The following is a 14,810-nucleotide window of genomic DNA, read 5'->3' as shown; positions in this document are numbered from 1 at the left end:
ATGCCCCTTATTTCACCCGTTGACCGGTAATTTCATCGAAAAAGGCTTTGTTATCAGGTTCACGACCCAAAAAGTCTTTGACCAATGCTTTGGCAGGTTTTTGACCACCTTGGGACAAAATGGTTTGACGATAGTGCTGCCCCACTTCAGGGTTATTTAAGTTATCACCAAAGGCTGAAAGCATGTCCAACGCCATCACTTCTGACCACATATAGCCGTAATAACCGACTTGATAACCACCCATGATGTGACCAAACTGCCCCGGAAACTCGGTGGTTGGAACATAGCCCAAGGCCGTTTCCCCTTCCATTTTTTCCCAAACCTTTAAGGGCTGAACCTCTCGTGCATCACTACCATGTAGCGCCATGTCATACTGTGCATACAACGTCTGACGTGCATAATGCAAACCACGCCCATAACTATGCACGGCATTGAGTTTGGCAATCAACGCATCATCCACGCGTGGGCAGTCAGGTTTGCAGTAGTCTGCCACCTTTGACAAAGTCTCTTTGCGTCGAGCCCATTCTTCATACATTTGTGACGGTGCTTCGACAAAGTCTCGCTCAACCGAAGTTCCTGACTGAGATGAAAAACGTGTGTTAGATAAAATGCCATGCAGCGCATGACCAAACTCATGTACAAAAGTTTCTAACTCATCGCTATTTAAACCATTGCGGTTAAAGTTAGTGACCAGTGCTGAAATCGGTTTGCGTCCAGTTAGGCTACTGCCGCCATAAACACCCCACACAGCAGCATGTCCATATTTACCTTTACGTGGAAATTTATCCATATATAAGCCGCCGAGCAGTTGCCCTGTTTTAGCATCGGTCACATCATAATATTCCACTTCATCTTGCCAAACCTCGACTTTTGCAGGCTTAAACTTGATGCCATACAGGTTTTCAGAAATGGAAAATAGCCAGTCTTGAGAGGCTTGCGTTGGAAAATACTGACGTAGTTGCTCTTGATCGACCTGATACTTGGCTTTGCGTAATTTTTCACTCCAATATGCTTCGCTCCAACGCTCAATACTGGCTTGCTCAACAGGGATATTTAAACTTTGTGCTTTAAACTCACGTAGAGTTTGGACTTCCTTTTTCTCTAGGGGTGCTACGGTAGCATGTACCTCTGCCAAGAATTTATTCACGGTTTCAGGCGTTTTCGCCATCCGGCTTTGCAGTACCCATTCGGCATAACTAGACTTGCCAAACAGTTGTGCTAACTCATAACGTAGGTCCATCGCTTGCTTCAGCAGCGCTAAATTTTTCTCGCCACCACGTCGGGTAAATGCAATTTGATAACGCTTACGTGCGTCATCGTTATCTGCCAACTCCATAAACGGACGATAATCTGGATACTCAAACCCCAGTAGATAATTACCTTTTTCATTTTTCTTTAAGCCGTCGATATAACTTTGTGGCAGGCCTTTTAGCTCATCTGGGCTAAATTCGAGTTTTTCAGGATTATCACGTACATTACGTGCATACTCTTGTTCAACTTTTGCCAATTCATCAAAAATCGCTTTTAAACGTACTTGTTTATCTGCTGAAAGCTGTATCCCTGTTTTTTCAAAACCTTCCAAAATATCTTCACGGAACTTGGCTTCAATCGGATCAGCAATTTTAATTTTCTTAATTTGTTGATATAGCTTTGGATTTTGATACACATCAGTTTGGAATTGGCTAATTTTAATTTCACAGTCTTCAGCCGCTTTACGCAGTGCTTCATCAGGGTCAACATTGCTATACAGACCAATCGGGCCGTAAAAATCTTCAAATGATGCAAAAATACGATCCCATTCAGCCAATACAGGTGCTGCTGCCGTTTCGTTTTTAAGGGGCTTATTTTCAAACGTTTTAAGTTGCTTTTTCACATCCGCAATTTTGGCATTACACATTGCAGGGATGTCTTTGGCTTGAAAGCTGGGTAATGTTTGGCGCGGTGCTGTTTCCGCCAAAGCCATCTGACTCATCCCTAGGCCCAACATGCACAATGCAGTGAATTTAAAATGTTGCTTTTTCATCATGACTCCAGTTTTGTTTAATTTCTATTTCTTCAAATCAATATCGATATACATCCACTCTGCAGGCAGTATGGGATGCTTTTTAAAACCAATTACACGCGGTTGTGCCAAGATATTTCGATAACGCGCACCAATCACCTGCACAGGCATATACACCTCTAGCAGACGCGACATTTTGGCGTAGATTGCATCGCGCTCTGGGCTTGGTGTCATCTTTTGGGCTTGTTCATATAGGCGGTCATATTCAGGAATTTTGACGCAGCCATTGTTGGTAATCTTGATGTTTTTGCCATAAAACAGCTGCATAAAGTTATCTGCATCTGGGTAGTCTGCAATCCATGCTGATGCTTTAAACATGGTTTTACATTGTTTTTCTAATTTCAAAGCTTCAGCAAAAGGCATCGACTTGGTGGTCATTTTGATTTTAATGCTGTCTAAGGTTTTCTTCCAAAACTCGGCCTGTTGTTGACTGCGTAAATTATTGCCCGAAAGCGTCATCTCAATCACCAAAGGTTTCCCATTCGGCTGAGTACGCCAACCATCCGCAGCGACTTTATAGTGATAACGATCTAACAATAAATTTGCCGCTTTGACTGAGTAAGGAATACTGCTTCGATAATTGGGATCATAGCCCACCACACCACTTGGAATCGGTGCTTGCAGTTTTTGCGAATCGCCTTTTTGTAAAATATTGATGTAGTTATCGGCTGAAAACGCCATCGCCATGGCACGGCGCAGAACAATTTTATCTTTACTCAAACCACCAACTACTGGGTTTTGCATGTTCCAATAATGATAGTCAATAGAGGGATCGGTGATCCGTGACAGCTGTACACCTTTCTTGATCAATTCCGGTTTTAGTTTTCCATCTTGCAAGGCTTGAACCGTCAACTCACCATCCAAAGCAAACAAATCCACTTCATCTTTAATAAAGGACAACCAGCGTGATTGCCCCTCTTCCATAATCTGAATATCAATCTCGCCAATTTGTGGCATTTTTTTGCCTTGCATGGCTTTAACGATCTTTTGGTCCTCAGGCATACTGGCTTTAAAGTTCCAAACAAAACTTCGGAAATCAGGATTGGCCTTTAAAATGATCCGCGAACCCGGTGTCCAACGACTGAGCATATACGGCCCCGTTCCTATTGGATGCCCCATAACAAAACCCGCTTTGTCACGATATTTTTCGATGACTTCCCGTGCAACTGCACCTGCAGGCTGATGCGCAAGTAGCATTGGAAAGTTCTGATCTGGGCTGGTCAGGCGAATAACCAAGGTATAACGGTCTGGTGTTTGTAAACCAGCGACAGATTGGTCGTAATTGAATTTTCCCGTTTTCTGCGCTTGTTTCAGCAAAGCCTCCATCCCTAAGATTCGCCCATCAAGCAGCCAACTGTTGGGTGAATGCAAACTCGGATCCAGTAAACGCTTAAAGGTATACACATAATCAGCCGAGGTCAGCTCACGCTTTTTACCTTTAAACACTGGGTCTGCAGCAAAATAAATCCCCTTTTGCAAACGAATGGTATAGGTCAATCCATCCGCGCTCACCTCGGGTAAAGCCACAGCTGTTCGTGGTACCAATTTCGCAGGTGAGGCCAAATAATCATAGGTAAACAACGTTTCAAAAATCGAACCGTTAACATGGGCGGAGTACAAGTCATGCACGCCCGCAGGGTCAAAGCCTGTTTCAGCCACAGGAAAAACATAACGTAAAACTTTTTTCGGGTCGGCAGGACTTTGCGCAAAACTGGAAACTGAACTACTCAGCAGAATGCTGCCTGCCAAAATTCCCAAACCCCATCGTTTCAATTTCTGATTTAGATCTCTCATTGTGTTCTACATCTCAATTATTTTTTATAGGCTGAATATCAAGATATTGCCAATTGGTATTCATCATCGGATGTGCTTTAAAACCCTGAACTTGTGGATGTAACAACCAATTTCGAATGCGACTGTTATGAATAATCCATGGATTATCGGCTTCAATTTGACGACTGAGTTTTTCATAAAACGGCAAACGCTGAGGCGGTGGTAAAGCCATCGCTTGTGTATAAAGTGCATCATAGGCTTTGGACTGGTAGCAACTGAGATTACCCTGTGCCGAATTGGGCCCATACAGCAGTTGGGCAAAGTTTTCCCCTTCAGGATAATCGGCAATCCAAGCCCCGCCCCAAATCATATATTTACATTGCATCGCTGCTTTTAAATTGTCAGCAAAGTTACTCACCACAAAGTCGGCACGCAGACCAATCGCATCTAAATTTTTCTTCCATAGTTCAGACTGAATCACGGAACTGGAACTGTTTTCAGTCATAAACTTAAGCGTTAGAGGCTGACCATTCGGTAGCCGACGGTAACCATCTCCCCCCTTTTTATAACCGAAACGATCCAGTAATTTATTCGCCAAGAGTGGGTTATAGGCCACGCTACTTCGGTAGTTGGGATTAAAGCCTTGTACCCCCTCAGGCACCAACATCTCCGACTTCACCGCCTGCCCTTTATACAGTTGTTTAATGGCTTCTGCTTGGTTATAAGCTAGACTAATCGCACGTCTTAATGCAACTTTTTCAAGCCCAAAACCGCCCACTGTAGGATCTTGCATATTAAACATGGTATAGGTGATTTCAGCGTCTTTATTGGGGAAATGTTGAATGCCTTGCTTGACCAGTTCAGGTTTGAGTTGTTTGCCATTTAAAGCCCGTGGTACCGCATTGGAAGTCAGTTTGTCAAAATCGAGTTGGCCTGATTTGAACGCGAGCCAGCGTGATTGTTCTTCTTCAATAATACTGACGCTGACTTTGCCAATTTGCGGCATTTTTTTGCCTTGCATTTCTTTAACCAGACGGTTGTCCCAACTCGAACCTGTAGATTTAAAGTTCCATGTAAAACCACGATATTTCGGGTTGGCCACCAGTTCAATACGACTCCGCGGTACATATTTGCTCAGTTGATAAGGCCCTGTCCCCACGGGATGTTGCGCGATTCGATCCCCATAAAACTCCACCACTTCCCGCGCTGTTCCGCTAAATGTGGCATAAGCCAAGATATACGGGAAATTATAGTCAGGACGGGTTAATGTGATTTGTAGTGTGTATTTATCGAGGGCTTTTAAACCCGGAATCGCGGCATCATAATTAAACTGGCCTGTTTTCTTGGCTTGAGCAACAGCAGCATCGCCACCGACAATTTTGCCTTCAATAAATGAATAGGTCGGTGAGCGGTTTTTCGGGTCCATAATCCGCATCATGGAATAAATATAATCCTGCGCCACCAACTCTCGCGGCTTGCCTTTGAAGGCCGCATCATTGCTAAAATAAATATTGGGCTGAATTTTAAAGATATAGACTTTGCCCTCTTGTTCTATTTTTGGCATCGCCACTGCTGTATTTGGAACCAATTGAGCGGGGCGCGCCAAATAATCGTATTTTAAAAGTGGTTCAAAAATGGCTTGGGCAATACTACCACTATAAAAATTATAGGTTTTAACCGTATCAAAACCATCATCAGGCGCTTCATAAGCGATATTTAATACTTTGTTTGGATCTGCAGGCGACTTTGCATAGGCAGAAAAGCCAAAACCCATCGCAAGGGATAAAGCAGCAAGCTTCAGTTTTTTTGAATTCAAGTTCATACCTATACACATCTTTTTTTTAAGCAAGGTGATCTCATGCCATCCATGTTCAATGTCAGTGTTTTATTTTTCAGACAACACTAACAAAAACTTAAAACATAAACCCATGTTTTATAAATTAAATTTTAATTATCAAAATTTAAAAAACGGTCATGGGCAAATATTCACCTCAGCAACAAAGCGAATATCATGCCACGCCTATTTTTTTCTAATTCCTTAGGATGTTGTACCATAAGTCGAAAAATGTTCCATCCCATTTATACGACCCAGCTTCAGATATAACTTAGGTAAATCATCGATTTCTTTTAGCATAATGGCCGTAGACAGCAATTTAAACCTGTTCTTTATTCACACCAGATAATGAACGTGATGCCATACAACTATCCCTCTGTCATTGCGCACAGTATCGTTTTACTTCTTTGATGTCATTTGAATTATTTTTCTAGTCGATATTCATAAAAAGTATTTTCACCACATCAAAAACTTCATTTTACTTTGAGCGAAGTTCGGCTTGAAACTTTCCAAAATTTAACAACAACTCATCCTCCAAATGCAGCATGATCATGCACGCTTTGGAAGAGGATGAGTTTTATTCTTTTTCACATGTAAACAATAAAAGTAAAAAGATTACTTCAATACGGGGATGTCGATCCACAATGCTTGCGGAAAATGTGTCGCCAAATAAGCTTTTAAATAGGTCGCCGTGTCTTTAGAAATGAGTTCATCTTGTGACTCATCATTTAAGTTATAGGCTAAAGCATAAAGCTCTAAACCACGGCTTTTCAGTGCTTCTAAACTTAAAATAGTATGGTTAATACTGCCCAAACGTCCCGAACTTACCAAAATGACAGGCAGTTGCTTGGCTGCAATATAGTCAATGCTAAGCAAATCTGTGGTTAAAGGCACCATTAAACCACCCGCACCTTCTAACAACACCACCTCATATTTTTCAGCCAGCTGCTGAGTAGCACGCTCGATTTTTGCAAAATCAATCTCACGACCATCAATTTTAGTCGCCAAATGTGGCGATGCAGGATAACTAAAAATTTCAGGCATGGTCAGCTTACTGTCATCTTCAGGAAACCAGCCCATACCCATAATTTTACGGTGCTGTTCAATGTCTTCAGAAACATCAACATTGCCCGTTTGCACTAGCTTTTGGGTAATGGTTTTTTGGCCTTGCTCATTCCAAAGCTTGGCTAAGTAGCCCGTGGTATAGGTTTTCCCAATGCCTGTATCGATTCCACTGATAAAGTAAACTGATCCAGTCATGGCATTCTCCGTGCAATACAATAAATAGGGTGATAACTTAGGCGATAATGAATCTGACCTGATGTATCGAGTTGTGAAAATTGTTGATAATCTTGATAAAAGCGTTCAAGGGAGTGCTTGGTCCAACGGAAGTTAGAGGCAGTTGCCGTAACCCCTGTGGCTTTTAAGTGTTGTAGTATCTGTTTCGGTGTCGCAAAGTCTAAGTACTCAATTTGTTCAGACAAATGCAGAACTTCAAAGCCTTGATTTTGCAATTTTTCCCGTAGTTGATCGAGGTTTATATAATCTAAACCTTGCCCCGTTAAGGTCTTAATCTCTTGTAAATTCCGCTCACCAAAAGTGGAAAAACAAAACAGCCCTTGTGGAAGCAGACTGTCATTCGCTTTCTGAAAAACAGCATCAAGATTCGTCATCCACTGCAGTGCAGAGGTCGATACGATCAGTTCTAAATGAGCTGGAAAAACAAGCTGTTCAATGTCACCTAATAACCAGTCTATATTCGAATAATTCTGAAAGTGCTGCTGCACCTCGGCATATAAGTCATTCAAAAAATAGTGCTGGATTTGGAAATCTTTCAGCAATAAATGGCTTAAATTGCCTGAACCACAGCCAATTTCAAATACCCGCTCAAATTGCGTTTTAGTGGTATAACCTTGTATTAAATCAAAAAGCTGGCGTGCAATTTGCTTTTGCACAACCGCATGCTCACTGTAGCTTTGTCCTGCCTGAGCAAAGCGCAATGCGACTTGTGCTTTATCAATCTCTAAATTCTTCACGACTCACTCACAACAACTGAATCAACTGATCTAAATCAGTATGGCGAACTTGAGCGGTCAAGGAAATACGTAGTCTAGAACTATGCTGCGGCACAGTCGGTGGTCGTACAGGCATAATATAAAAACCCGATTGTTGCAAAGCTTTTGCCTTCTCTACCGTTTTGCTTGAATCCCCGATGATCACAGGGACAATTTGAGACGTTGATGGACAAGCAAAACCTTTGGCCTGAACCGCTTGCTGCAAGGTCTGACTGATACTGTGTAAATGCTGTCGTGCTGTCTTTAACTGCAAGACTTGTTGCAAGATAAAGTTGCTCCACGCCATGCAGATCGGCGGTTGTGCCGTACTAAAAATCAATGGACGCATCGTATTGATCAGATAGTCTCGAATCACAGGATGACAAATCAGATAGCCGCCGATTGAAGCCATAGCCTTACCCAAAGCACCAACCAAAAAGTCAATCTCATCAATCACTTGATATTGCTCGGCACAGCCCAAACCTTGCTCACCACGTACACCGATACCATGTGCTTCGTCGACATAGAGCATGACTTTTTCAAACTGTTTTTTGATGCGGACCAATTCAGCCAAATCGGTTTCGTCACCATCCATACTAAAAATGGACTCCGTCACCACAATGATTCGCTCAAAAGTATCATCGGTATGATAATTGTGTAAAAGTTGAGTCAAATGTGCCAAGTCATTATGGCGATAACGTACCAACTTCGCTGTCGATAAACGAATACCATCAATCATGCTGGCATGGATTAATTTATCAGCCAGAATTAGAGTTTTACTGTCCGCTAACGCAGGTAAAATACCAATATTCATGTGATAGCCACTGTTGAATACCAAAGCCGCTCGACCATGAAAAGCCTGACTTAGGCTGGCCTCAAACTGTTCATATTCTGGAAAATTACCCGTCAATAAACGTGAAGAAGCTGAACTCATCCAGCGCTGTGCGTTCGGTGTTTCATCGAAAAACTGTTCACGTAATTCGATATTTGCAGCCAATCCTAGATAGTCATTCGATGCCAAATTCAACATCTCATGATCATGAATTCGAATCATCCGCCCTTGCTGCACATTGGACGTAAACTGGCGCAAATTGCCTTGCTGTTTAAGTACATCCAGTTGTGCTGCAAAATGTTCTACATGATTCATACAAAAGGCTCCTGCATCTGCACCACCACTTCAACCAATTGCTCAAGCAAGGTCTTGAGTTCCTGTGCGGTAATCACATAAGGGGGCATTACATAAACCAACTTCCCAAACGGTCGCACCCAAATACCACGGCGGACAAACTCCTGTTGTAAGGTCTTCATATCCACATTAAACGTCAGCTCAACCACACCGATGGCCCCCAATACACGAACTTCATGGACATATTCAAGTGACTGCAACGGGGTCAAGGCGGTACGAAGTTGTGTTTCAATGCGTTGAATATTGCTTTGCCAATCTTGTAAAATGAGGAGTTCTGTACTTTTCGCCGCTACTGCACACGCCAAGGGATTGGCCATAAACGTTGGGCCGTGCATAAATACGCCCGCTTCGCCTCGACTGATGGTTTCAGCAATATGCTTTGTGGTTAAGGTTGCTGACAAAGTCATATAGCCGCCTGTTAAACCTTTACCCATACACATAATGTCAGGTTCGACCTGTGCATGCTCCCAAGCAAAAAGTTTCCCCGTACGCCCAAAACCTGTCGCAATTTCATCAAAAATCAGTAAAACACCGTATTTTTCACAGAGCAATTTGGCCTGTCGTAAGTACTCAGGATGATAAAAACGCATCCCTCCTGCACCTTGAACAATCGGCTCAATAATCAGCGCGGCGATACTTTCATGCTGTGCAGCTAAGGTGTTTTCAAGCTCACGAATGTCCTTCTGATCCCATGCTGCATCAAAGGCAACTTGCGGTGCAGGAACAAAAATACGATTGGGTAAGCTTGAGCCAAAAATTTGATGCATCCCTGTGACAGGGTCACAGACCGACATCGCATTCCACGTGTCACCGTGGTAGCCCGAACGCGGGGTGACAAAATTGGTTTTGTCTTGTTTCCCAAGCGAAGTCCAATACTGAACTGCCATTTTTAACGCCACTTCAACCGCAACAGAACCCGAGTCTGCATAGAAAATTTTATCTAAACTTGGCGGGGTGATTTGCAACAGTAATTTGCCCAGTTGAATGGCGGGATCATGGCTAAAGCCACCAAACATAATATGTGACATGTTTTGCAGCTGATCTGTCACGGCCTGATTCAGTTCAGGGTGGTTATAGCCGTGTATGGTGCACCACCACGAAGACATCCCATCAATCAGCTGACGACCATCATCTAACTCAATGGTTGAACCAAAGGCTTTTTTGACTTTAAAAGTGGGGAGTGGATTGGTCATCGAGGTATAAGGATGCCAAATATGTTCCCGATCAAATGCTAAGTCATCCAACTCACCATCCAATTTGGCATTGATCTCAGTCATCCTTAACTCCATATCGTCTACAGTTACAGCAAAATTTCAATTTGACTGATCTTAAACCTGCGCGCATCAAAAAGAAATTGCGATATTCACCACTCAGCGAATTGTTTAATCCATTTTTTGTAAATGTTGGCAGATTTTGTCAGTTACTTCATCGACATGAAAAACTGGAAGTCCATGTGAACCACTTAAAAGCATCGTATCTAAAAAAGTTGCACCTAAAGCTTTTAAATTATCCAAGACTTTGTAGCTAACTAAAAAATCTTGTTTAGCCAGAAGATGGAGTTGATGCCCCGTATAATTGTGTAAGATCTCAACCGTATTTAAATGCTCTAAACAATTGAGTCCCTGTTTTAGCAGATCTAAAGACTGAGGCTGAATCAAACTTTGCAACTGCAAAAAATCTTGCTTGGTAGTTGCCGTTCCTTGGCATACCATAAATCCAAATTTCTTTAAGGTTGCAATCGCATCTGCTTCGAAGGATTGTTTAAAGCTTTTAAATGTCGCTGGACTCATCGCGGTTATCCAGTTTTCATGCGCCACAAAGCACGGATTTGAAGCTAGAGTAATTAATACTTTTTGCTGTTGATACTGCTGTTCAACAGCCGCGACCAATAAAGTCGCTAGTTGCCCCCCCAAAGACCAACCGATAATGACATCAAAATCTTTGGCTTGTTCAACATGTTGCTGCAACGCCAGTGTATCCAATCCATTAAAAATATTGATCAGCTCAACCGAATGGCCTTTATGCTGCAAAGCATGAGCCAAAGGTTGTAGTAACTTGGTCCCACCACCCCAGCCCGTGATGAGTAAAATACGTTGATTCAATGCAGACTCTAAAACTGTAAATTTCAAACAGTATAAAACCTCAGACTCCGTTGCAAAGCAAGCCCTTTGAATGAACAGTAAATTTAAATAAATAATTCAGATTTAGACACCAGAATCTCAGCACTTTAGTGCCTTAAAATTTGCTAAGATCAATGAAATACATTTCTGGACAGCCTACACCATGAAAATAATGCAAGTGGCAACGATTAGCTTACTTTCGCTAGGTAGTTTCTGTGCCATCAGTAGCGCCACTTATGCAGCACCAGCTTTTTCAAGCGCTTCATCAGACCAAAAACAATGGGTGGGCAAGCCCGCACCGAGTTTTAAGTTACAAGATCAAAATGCCAAATGGCATGAGCTCAAACAATATCAAGGCAAATGGGTAGTGTTATATTTTTATCCGAAAGATGACTCGCCGGGCTGCACCCAAGAAGCCAATCAGTTCAAAGCACTCTACCCACAATTTAGCAAAAATAATGCGGTGGTCTTAGGCGTGAGTTTGGACGATGTACAGTCACATCAAAAATTTTCTAAAAAGTTGGGACTGAATTTCCCTATTTTGGCTGATCACAATCATCAACTGGCAAATCAACTCGGCATCGTGCGGAACTTGGGCATCGCGAAAATTGCGAAACGTGAAACCTTTCTGATTGACCCACAAGGTACAGTGGTCTATCACTACAGCAGTGTAAATACCCAAACCCATGCGGGACAAGTATTGGCAGATATTCAAAAATTCTCTAAAAAATAACCGATGTAAAAAAGCCTTCGAAGATTGATTCGAAGGCTTTTTGATTACTCAGTATGTAAATACACATGCCACCTTTACATAAAGTGGCCGGCATTTCTTACATTTGAGATTGAATATAGTTTTGCAGACCAATCAATTCGATTAAACGTAATTGTTTTTCTAACCAATAGGTATGGTCTTCTTCGGTATCTGACATTTGTTGACGTAACATGTCACGGGTAATGTAATCACCCTTTTCTTCACACAATTTTACGCCTTGCGCTAATTTTTCACGTACATGATATTCGAGCTTTAAATCTGCTTTTAAGCATGAAACCACATCTTCACCAATTTCAACGTCATCACGTTGCATATTCGGTGTGCCTTCCAAAAACAAAACACGGCGAATAATCGCATCTGCATGTTGTGCTTCTTCTTGCATTTCATGATCGATACGTTCAAAGATTTTGCTCAAACCCCAATCTTCATACATACGTGAATGAATGAGATATTGATCGCGTGCAGCCAATTCTCCACCGATCAACATATTTAAGTAGTCTACGACTTCAGGATTGCCACGCATTTTCAAAATCTCCATTCTCTAATGCAACTATTATGGACACATTTAATTCACTTTGCAAAAGATAAATTATGTAAGTTTATGATTTTTATAAAATTAAAATGAGAAACATACGCATTTGCAGTATGAGTCATCAAAATAATAGTTATAAAAGAAGCCTTTGCAAAACTTCATCCCTTTTGCAAAGGCTTTTTAGGCTTGAACAGCCCTGTGCTTCATTTTGTAACCATTAAAAATGCTTCTTATTTCAGCCTTAGAACGGCGTACAATCTTTCATTTTTTTTGTGCAACGGACCAAAGAGAACCCACTTCAGCGGACTGGACTCGGGCCTGAGCTTGGCGATAAAAACGGAAAAATAACCCTGCAAAAATAATAGCAAAGACGTCAACCCACCATAAAGAGGAAGAAGATGACCATAGCCCAATCTCAGGTAAGAGCAGTGCTATAGCAGAAGTCAAAGGTATGAGCAGTAAAACAATCACAATCGACAGCAATAACGTTGGTAATGCTCGTGCTGCGCCCAGTAGAAAGCTAAGCATTAAACTGAAGATAAAAATCGCATAATAGATATACATAAACCATGCGTTGATGCTGTGTAGTTCAGGACTGAGTACATAGGCCCAGCGCCCGATCAACATACTCATAACAATCCCAAAGACCGTTCCCAAACATGCGCCTATGGTTAAGTTTGCGATGAATTGCACATCCTTACGCTGTGCAGGTGGTGCTAACTTTGGATTTTTTTGTCGTTTCACTCGAGACTCAATCCATAACAGATTACCTGAGTAAAATAAAAATGCTCCGCCCAGCCCCAAGGCCAAATACAACCACCGGGTAAAATCTCCGCCATAGTTACCAAAGTGCAAACTGAACATCGATCGAATCAGTTGATCTAGACCAGAACTTTGGGTATTTAAATTGGCTGTACTATAGGGTGCGGGCTGGTAAGGATTGAAAAACATCACGTCGAAGTTATCACCACGTAACATCTGGTCAGGGCTGTATAAACTCACGCGTGCCGATGCCTTGGCGGGTTGGTCTAGATTGTTAAAGCTTACAGACGAGACCTCATAGCCCTGTGCTTGTTGCTGTACCTGTAAGAGTATTTTTTCAACATCCAGTTGAGGAACTGGATCTACAATCTGCACCGCAGCGGGACGTTCAAACAATGGTTTGCCTTTGGACACCAACTGCCCCAAGCCATCATAAAAGAGATCATGAAATGCAAAAACAATCACCGTCACACTTATCAAAATATGAAACGGTAAACTGGTAATGCCAATCACATTGTGCGCATCGAGCCAAAAACGTTTTTTGTTCTTACCTTGCCGTATCGCAAAATAGTCTTTGACCAACGTTGGCAAGAGGATGATTAAACCTGTCATTAGCGCCAAAAAATATAAGACGGATACCACACCCATCACATAAACACCGAGTGTATGATGCCCAAGCATCCCTGGAATGCCTGCCGTTTCGTGCAGTTGTTCAATCAACCAACCCAGTTTAGATAAGTTTTCTTGTTCAACCTGTAAAGTCCCATCTGGTTTCAGTGTCGCCAACATCGCGCTTTGATCGGTATCAAAGGCATGATCATCATGTACTTGACTTTGCGCAGGTTGCCACTGAATCGGGGCATAATGAAACTCTTTGGATTTTAAATTGATCTGAAAGCTTTTTTGCGCTGCAGGATAGTGCTGCTGTACCTGTGACACCAGATCGTTGTACTGATGGAATTCAACCGTATTTAAACTTTGTTGCGGTGGCGTTGCCCACTTACTCAAATCATGCTGAAACATACTCAGCCCACCTGCAAAAAAGCAAATGAACAAGAGAATGCCTGCACAAATCCCCACCCATGTATGTAACTCTTTGGCCAGTCGGAGAATATCTGTACGTACCTTCATGCCCTATTCCCCTCTGAGCCAAAATATGAGTGTGTAAGCCACAACATTGAAAAACAGATAAATCACAATGGACTGCCATCCGCGTGGAATAAAATAGGCCACGAAAAAGAGTGGTAGCCAAATCCATGGAATCGACCACATACCTAACTGTGGAGCAAGACTACGATACTCAGATTGCAGTCCCCACATTGTGATTAATGCAGCTAAAGCGAAAGCTAGGCTGAGTCCAAGAACTGCTCCTGCAAAGCTTTTCGTCCACCAGTCAGGTTGTATCTTTTGATCGCGTAGTAACCTCATGCATCAAAGCCCCATGTAATAAAGGAATAAATGGTAGTGCTGACCACAACACCAATGGCATCAGTAACCACATCAACACCGCCACCAGTTTTGGTAATACCGCCAGTAAAAGAACCAATGCCAAAACAAAACCAATCCACCCGACCCAACGATACTTTTTCGCCACAGTCTGTTTAAGAAAAGTTTGGTTAGGATGGGTCAAATACAGCAGCACACAACCACCACAGCACAGGAGTAAACCGAGAAATTTCATCATTGCGTTCAACTTAAATGAGACAGCATTCAGA

At 42.3% G+C, this 14,810-nt stretch carries 13 protein-coding genes; 1 reads left to right on the top strand and 12 read right to left on the bottom strand.

Going from position 1 to position 14,810, the window contains the following annotated elements:
- Nucleotides 1-7: 7 nt before the first annotated feature.
- From AC4CUZ_RS07575 to AC4CUZ_RS07540, 8 genes are all read right to left on the bottom strand, one after another.
- Nucleotides 8-2,023 carry a M3 family metallopeptidase gene (locus AC4CUZ_RS07575; protein ID WP_490748059.1) on the bottom strand — a complete coding sequence of 672 codons (2,016 nt, stop codon included), beginning with the start codon at nucleotides 2,021-2,023 and terminating at the stop codon, nucleotides 8-10.
- 24 nt (nucleotides 2,024-2,047) lie between these two features.
- Nucleotides 2,048-3,856 (bottom strand): ABC transporter substrate-binding protein, encoded by a 1,809-nt coding sequence (locus AC4CUZ_RS07570; protein ID WP_436905670.1) that lies wholly within the window; start codon nucleotides 3,854-3,856, stop codon nucleotides 2,048-2,050.
- A 13-nt stretch (nucleotides 3,857-3,869) separates the two neighbouring features.
- Nucleotides 3,870-5,663, bottom strand: coding sequence for an ABC transporter substrate-binding protein (locus tag AC4CUZ_RS07565; protein ID WP_490748058.1), 1,794 nt, complete (start codon nucleotides 5,661-5,663; stop codon nucleotides 3,870-3,872).
- Between the two features lie 621 nt (nucleotides 5,664-6,284).
- Entirely contained in the window at nucleotides 6,285-6,929 is a 645-nt protein-coding gene (gene bioD / locus AC4CUZ_RS07560) for a dethiobiotin synthase (RefSeq protein WP_168158223.1), read from the bottom strand.
- Nucleotides 6,926-7,705 carry a malonyl-ACP O-methyltransferase BioC gene (gene bioC, locus AC4CUZ_RS07555; RefSeq protein ID WP_490747457.1) on the bottom strand — a complete coding sequence of 260 codons (780 nt, stop codon included), beginning with the start codon at nucleotides 7,703-7,705 and terminating at the stop codon, nucleotides 6,926-6,928. The genes bioD and bioC overlap by 4 nt, the downstream gene beginning before the upstream one ends.
- Before the next feature lie 7 nt (nucleotides 7,706-7,712).
- Nucleotides 7,713-8,870: an 8-amino-7-oxononanoate synthase gene (locus AC4CUZ_RS07550; protein ID WP_490747456.1), complete on the bottom strand. Its 1,158-nt coding sequence runs from the start codon at nucleotides 8,868-8,870 to the stop codon at nucleotides 7,713-7,715.
- Nucleotides 8,867-10,186, bottom strand: coding sequence for an adenosylmethionine--8-amino-7-oxononanoate transaminase (gene bioA, locus AC4CUZ_RS07545; protein WP_490747455.1), 1,320 nt, complete (start codon nucleotides 10,184-10,186; stop codon nucleotides 8,867-8,869). The genes AC4CUZ_RS07550 and bioA overlap by 4 nt, the downstream gene beginning before the upstream one ends.
- Before the next feature lie 105 nt (nucleotides 10,187-10,291).
- Nucleotides 10,292-11,038 (bottom strand): alpha/beta hydrolase family protein, encoded by a 747-nt coding sequence (locus AC4CUZ_RS07540; RefSeq protein WP_490747454.1) that lies wholly within the window; start codon nucleotides 11,036-11,038, stop codon nucleotides 10,292-10,294.
- Between the two features lie 163 nt (nucleotides 11,039-11,201).
- On the opposite strand from AC4CUZ_RS07540, the gene AC4CUZ_RS07535 reads away from it, so the two are divergent.
- The gene (locus tag AC4CUZ_RS07535) at nucleotides 11,202-11,762 is read left to right on the top strand and encodes a peroxiredoxin (RefSeq protein ID WP_376699556.1); all 561 of its coding nucleotides are present in this window, start codon (nucleotides 11,202-11,204) and stop codon (nucleotides 11,760-11,762) included.
- A 97-nt stretch (nucleotides 11,763-11,859) separates the two neighbouring features.
- On the opposite strand, the gene ftn is transcribed toward AC4CUZ_RS07535, so the two are convergent.
- From ftn to AC4CUZ_RS07515, 4 genes are all read right to left on the bottom strand, one after another.
- A complete protein-coding gene (gene ftn, locus AC4CUZ_RS07530) occupies nucleotides 11,860-12,324 on the bottom strand; it encodes a heteropolymeric bacterioferritin subunit Ftn (RefSeq protein WP_004695301.1) in 465 nt (154 codons plus the stop codon).
- Between the two features lie 270 nt (nucleotides 12,325-12,594).
- On the bottom strand, nucleotides 12,595-14,226 hold the full coding sequence (locus AC4CUZ_RS07525; protein ID WP_490747453.1) for a PepSY-associated TM helix domain-containing protein: 1,632 nt from the start codon (nucleotides 14,224-14,226) through the stop codon (nucleotides 12,595-12,597).
- Nucleotides 14,227-14,229: 3 nt separating this feature from the next.
- The gene (locus AC4CUZ_RS07520; protein ID WP_058870177.1) at nucleotides 14,230-14,523 is read right to left on the bottom strand and encodes a hypothetical protein; all 294 of its coding nucleotides are present in this window, start codon (nucleotides 14,521-14,523) and stop codon (nucleotides 14,230-14,232) included.
- Nucleotides 14,489-14,779, bottom strand: a complete 291-nt coding sequence (locus AC4CUZ_RS07515; RefSeq protein ID WP_490747452.1) for a hypothetical protein — start codon at nucleotides 14,777-14,779, stop codon at nucleotides 14,489-14,491. The genes AC4CUZ_RS07520 and AC4CUZ_RS07515 overlap by 35 nt, the downstream gene beginning before the upstream one ends.
- Between the last annotated feature and the right edge of the window lie 31 nt (nucleotides 14,780-14,810).

It is taken from the genome of Acinetobacter sp. 789_lipA (assembly GCF_058242845.1).
The sequence above is the reverse complement of the archived record's forward strand: the minus strand, read 5'-3'. Positions and strand labels throughout refer to the sequence as shown.

Bases quoted from the DNA above. Each gene is read 5' to 3' on its own strand.
- AC4CUZ_RS07520 (WP_058870177.1), bottom strand. From the start codon at position 14,523: ATGAGGTTACTACGCGATCAAAAGATACAACCTGACTGGTGGACGAAA.
- AC4CUZ_RS07550 (WP_490747456.1), bottom strand. From the start codon at position 8,870: ATGAATCATGTAGAACATTTTGCAGCACAACTGGATGTACTTAAACAG.
- ftn (WP_004695301.1), bottom strand. From the start codon at position 12,324: ATGCGTGGCAATCCTGAAGTCGTAGACTACTTAAATATGTTGATCGGT.
- AC4CUZ_RS07525 (WP_490747453.1), bottom strand. From the start codon at position 14,226: ATGAAGGTACGTACAGATATTCTCCGACTGGCCAAAGAGTTACATACA.
- AC4CUZ_RS07535 (WP_376699556.1), top strand. From the start codon at position 11,202: ATGCAAGTGGCAACGATTAGCTTACTTTCGCTAGGTAGTTTCTGTGCC.
- AC4CUZ_RS07515 (WP_490747452.1), bottom strand. From the start codon at position 14,779: ATGATGAAATTTCTCGGTTTACTCCTGTGCTGTGGTGGTTGTGTGCTG.
- AC4CUZ_RS07575 (WP_490748059.1), bottom strand. From the start codon at position 2,023: ATGAAAAAGCAACATTTTAAATTCACTGCATTGTGCATGTTGGGCCTA.
- AC4CUZ_RS07570 (WP_436905670.1), bottom strand. From the start codon at position 3,856: ATGAGAGATCTAAATCAGAAATTGAAACGATGGGGTTTGGGAATTTTG.
- bioD (WP_168158223.1), bottom strand. From the start codon at position 6,929: ATGACTGGATCAGTTTACTTTATCAGTGGAATCGATACAGGCATTGGG.
- bioA (WP_490747455.1), bottom strand. From the start codon at position 10,186: ATGACTGAGATCAATGCCAAATTGGATGGTGAGTTGGATGACTTAGCA.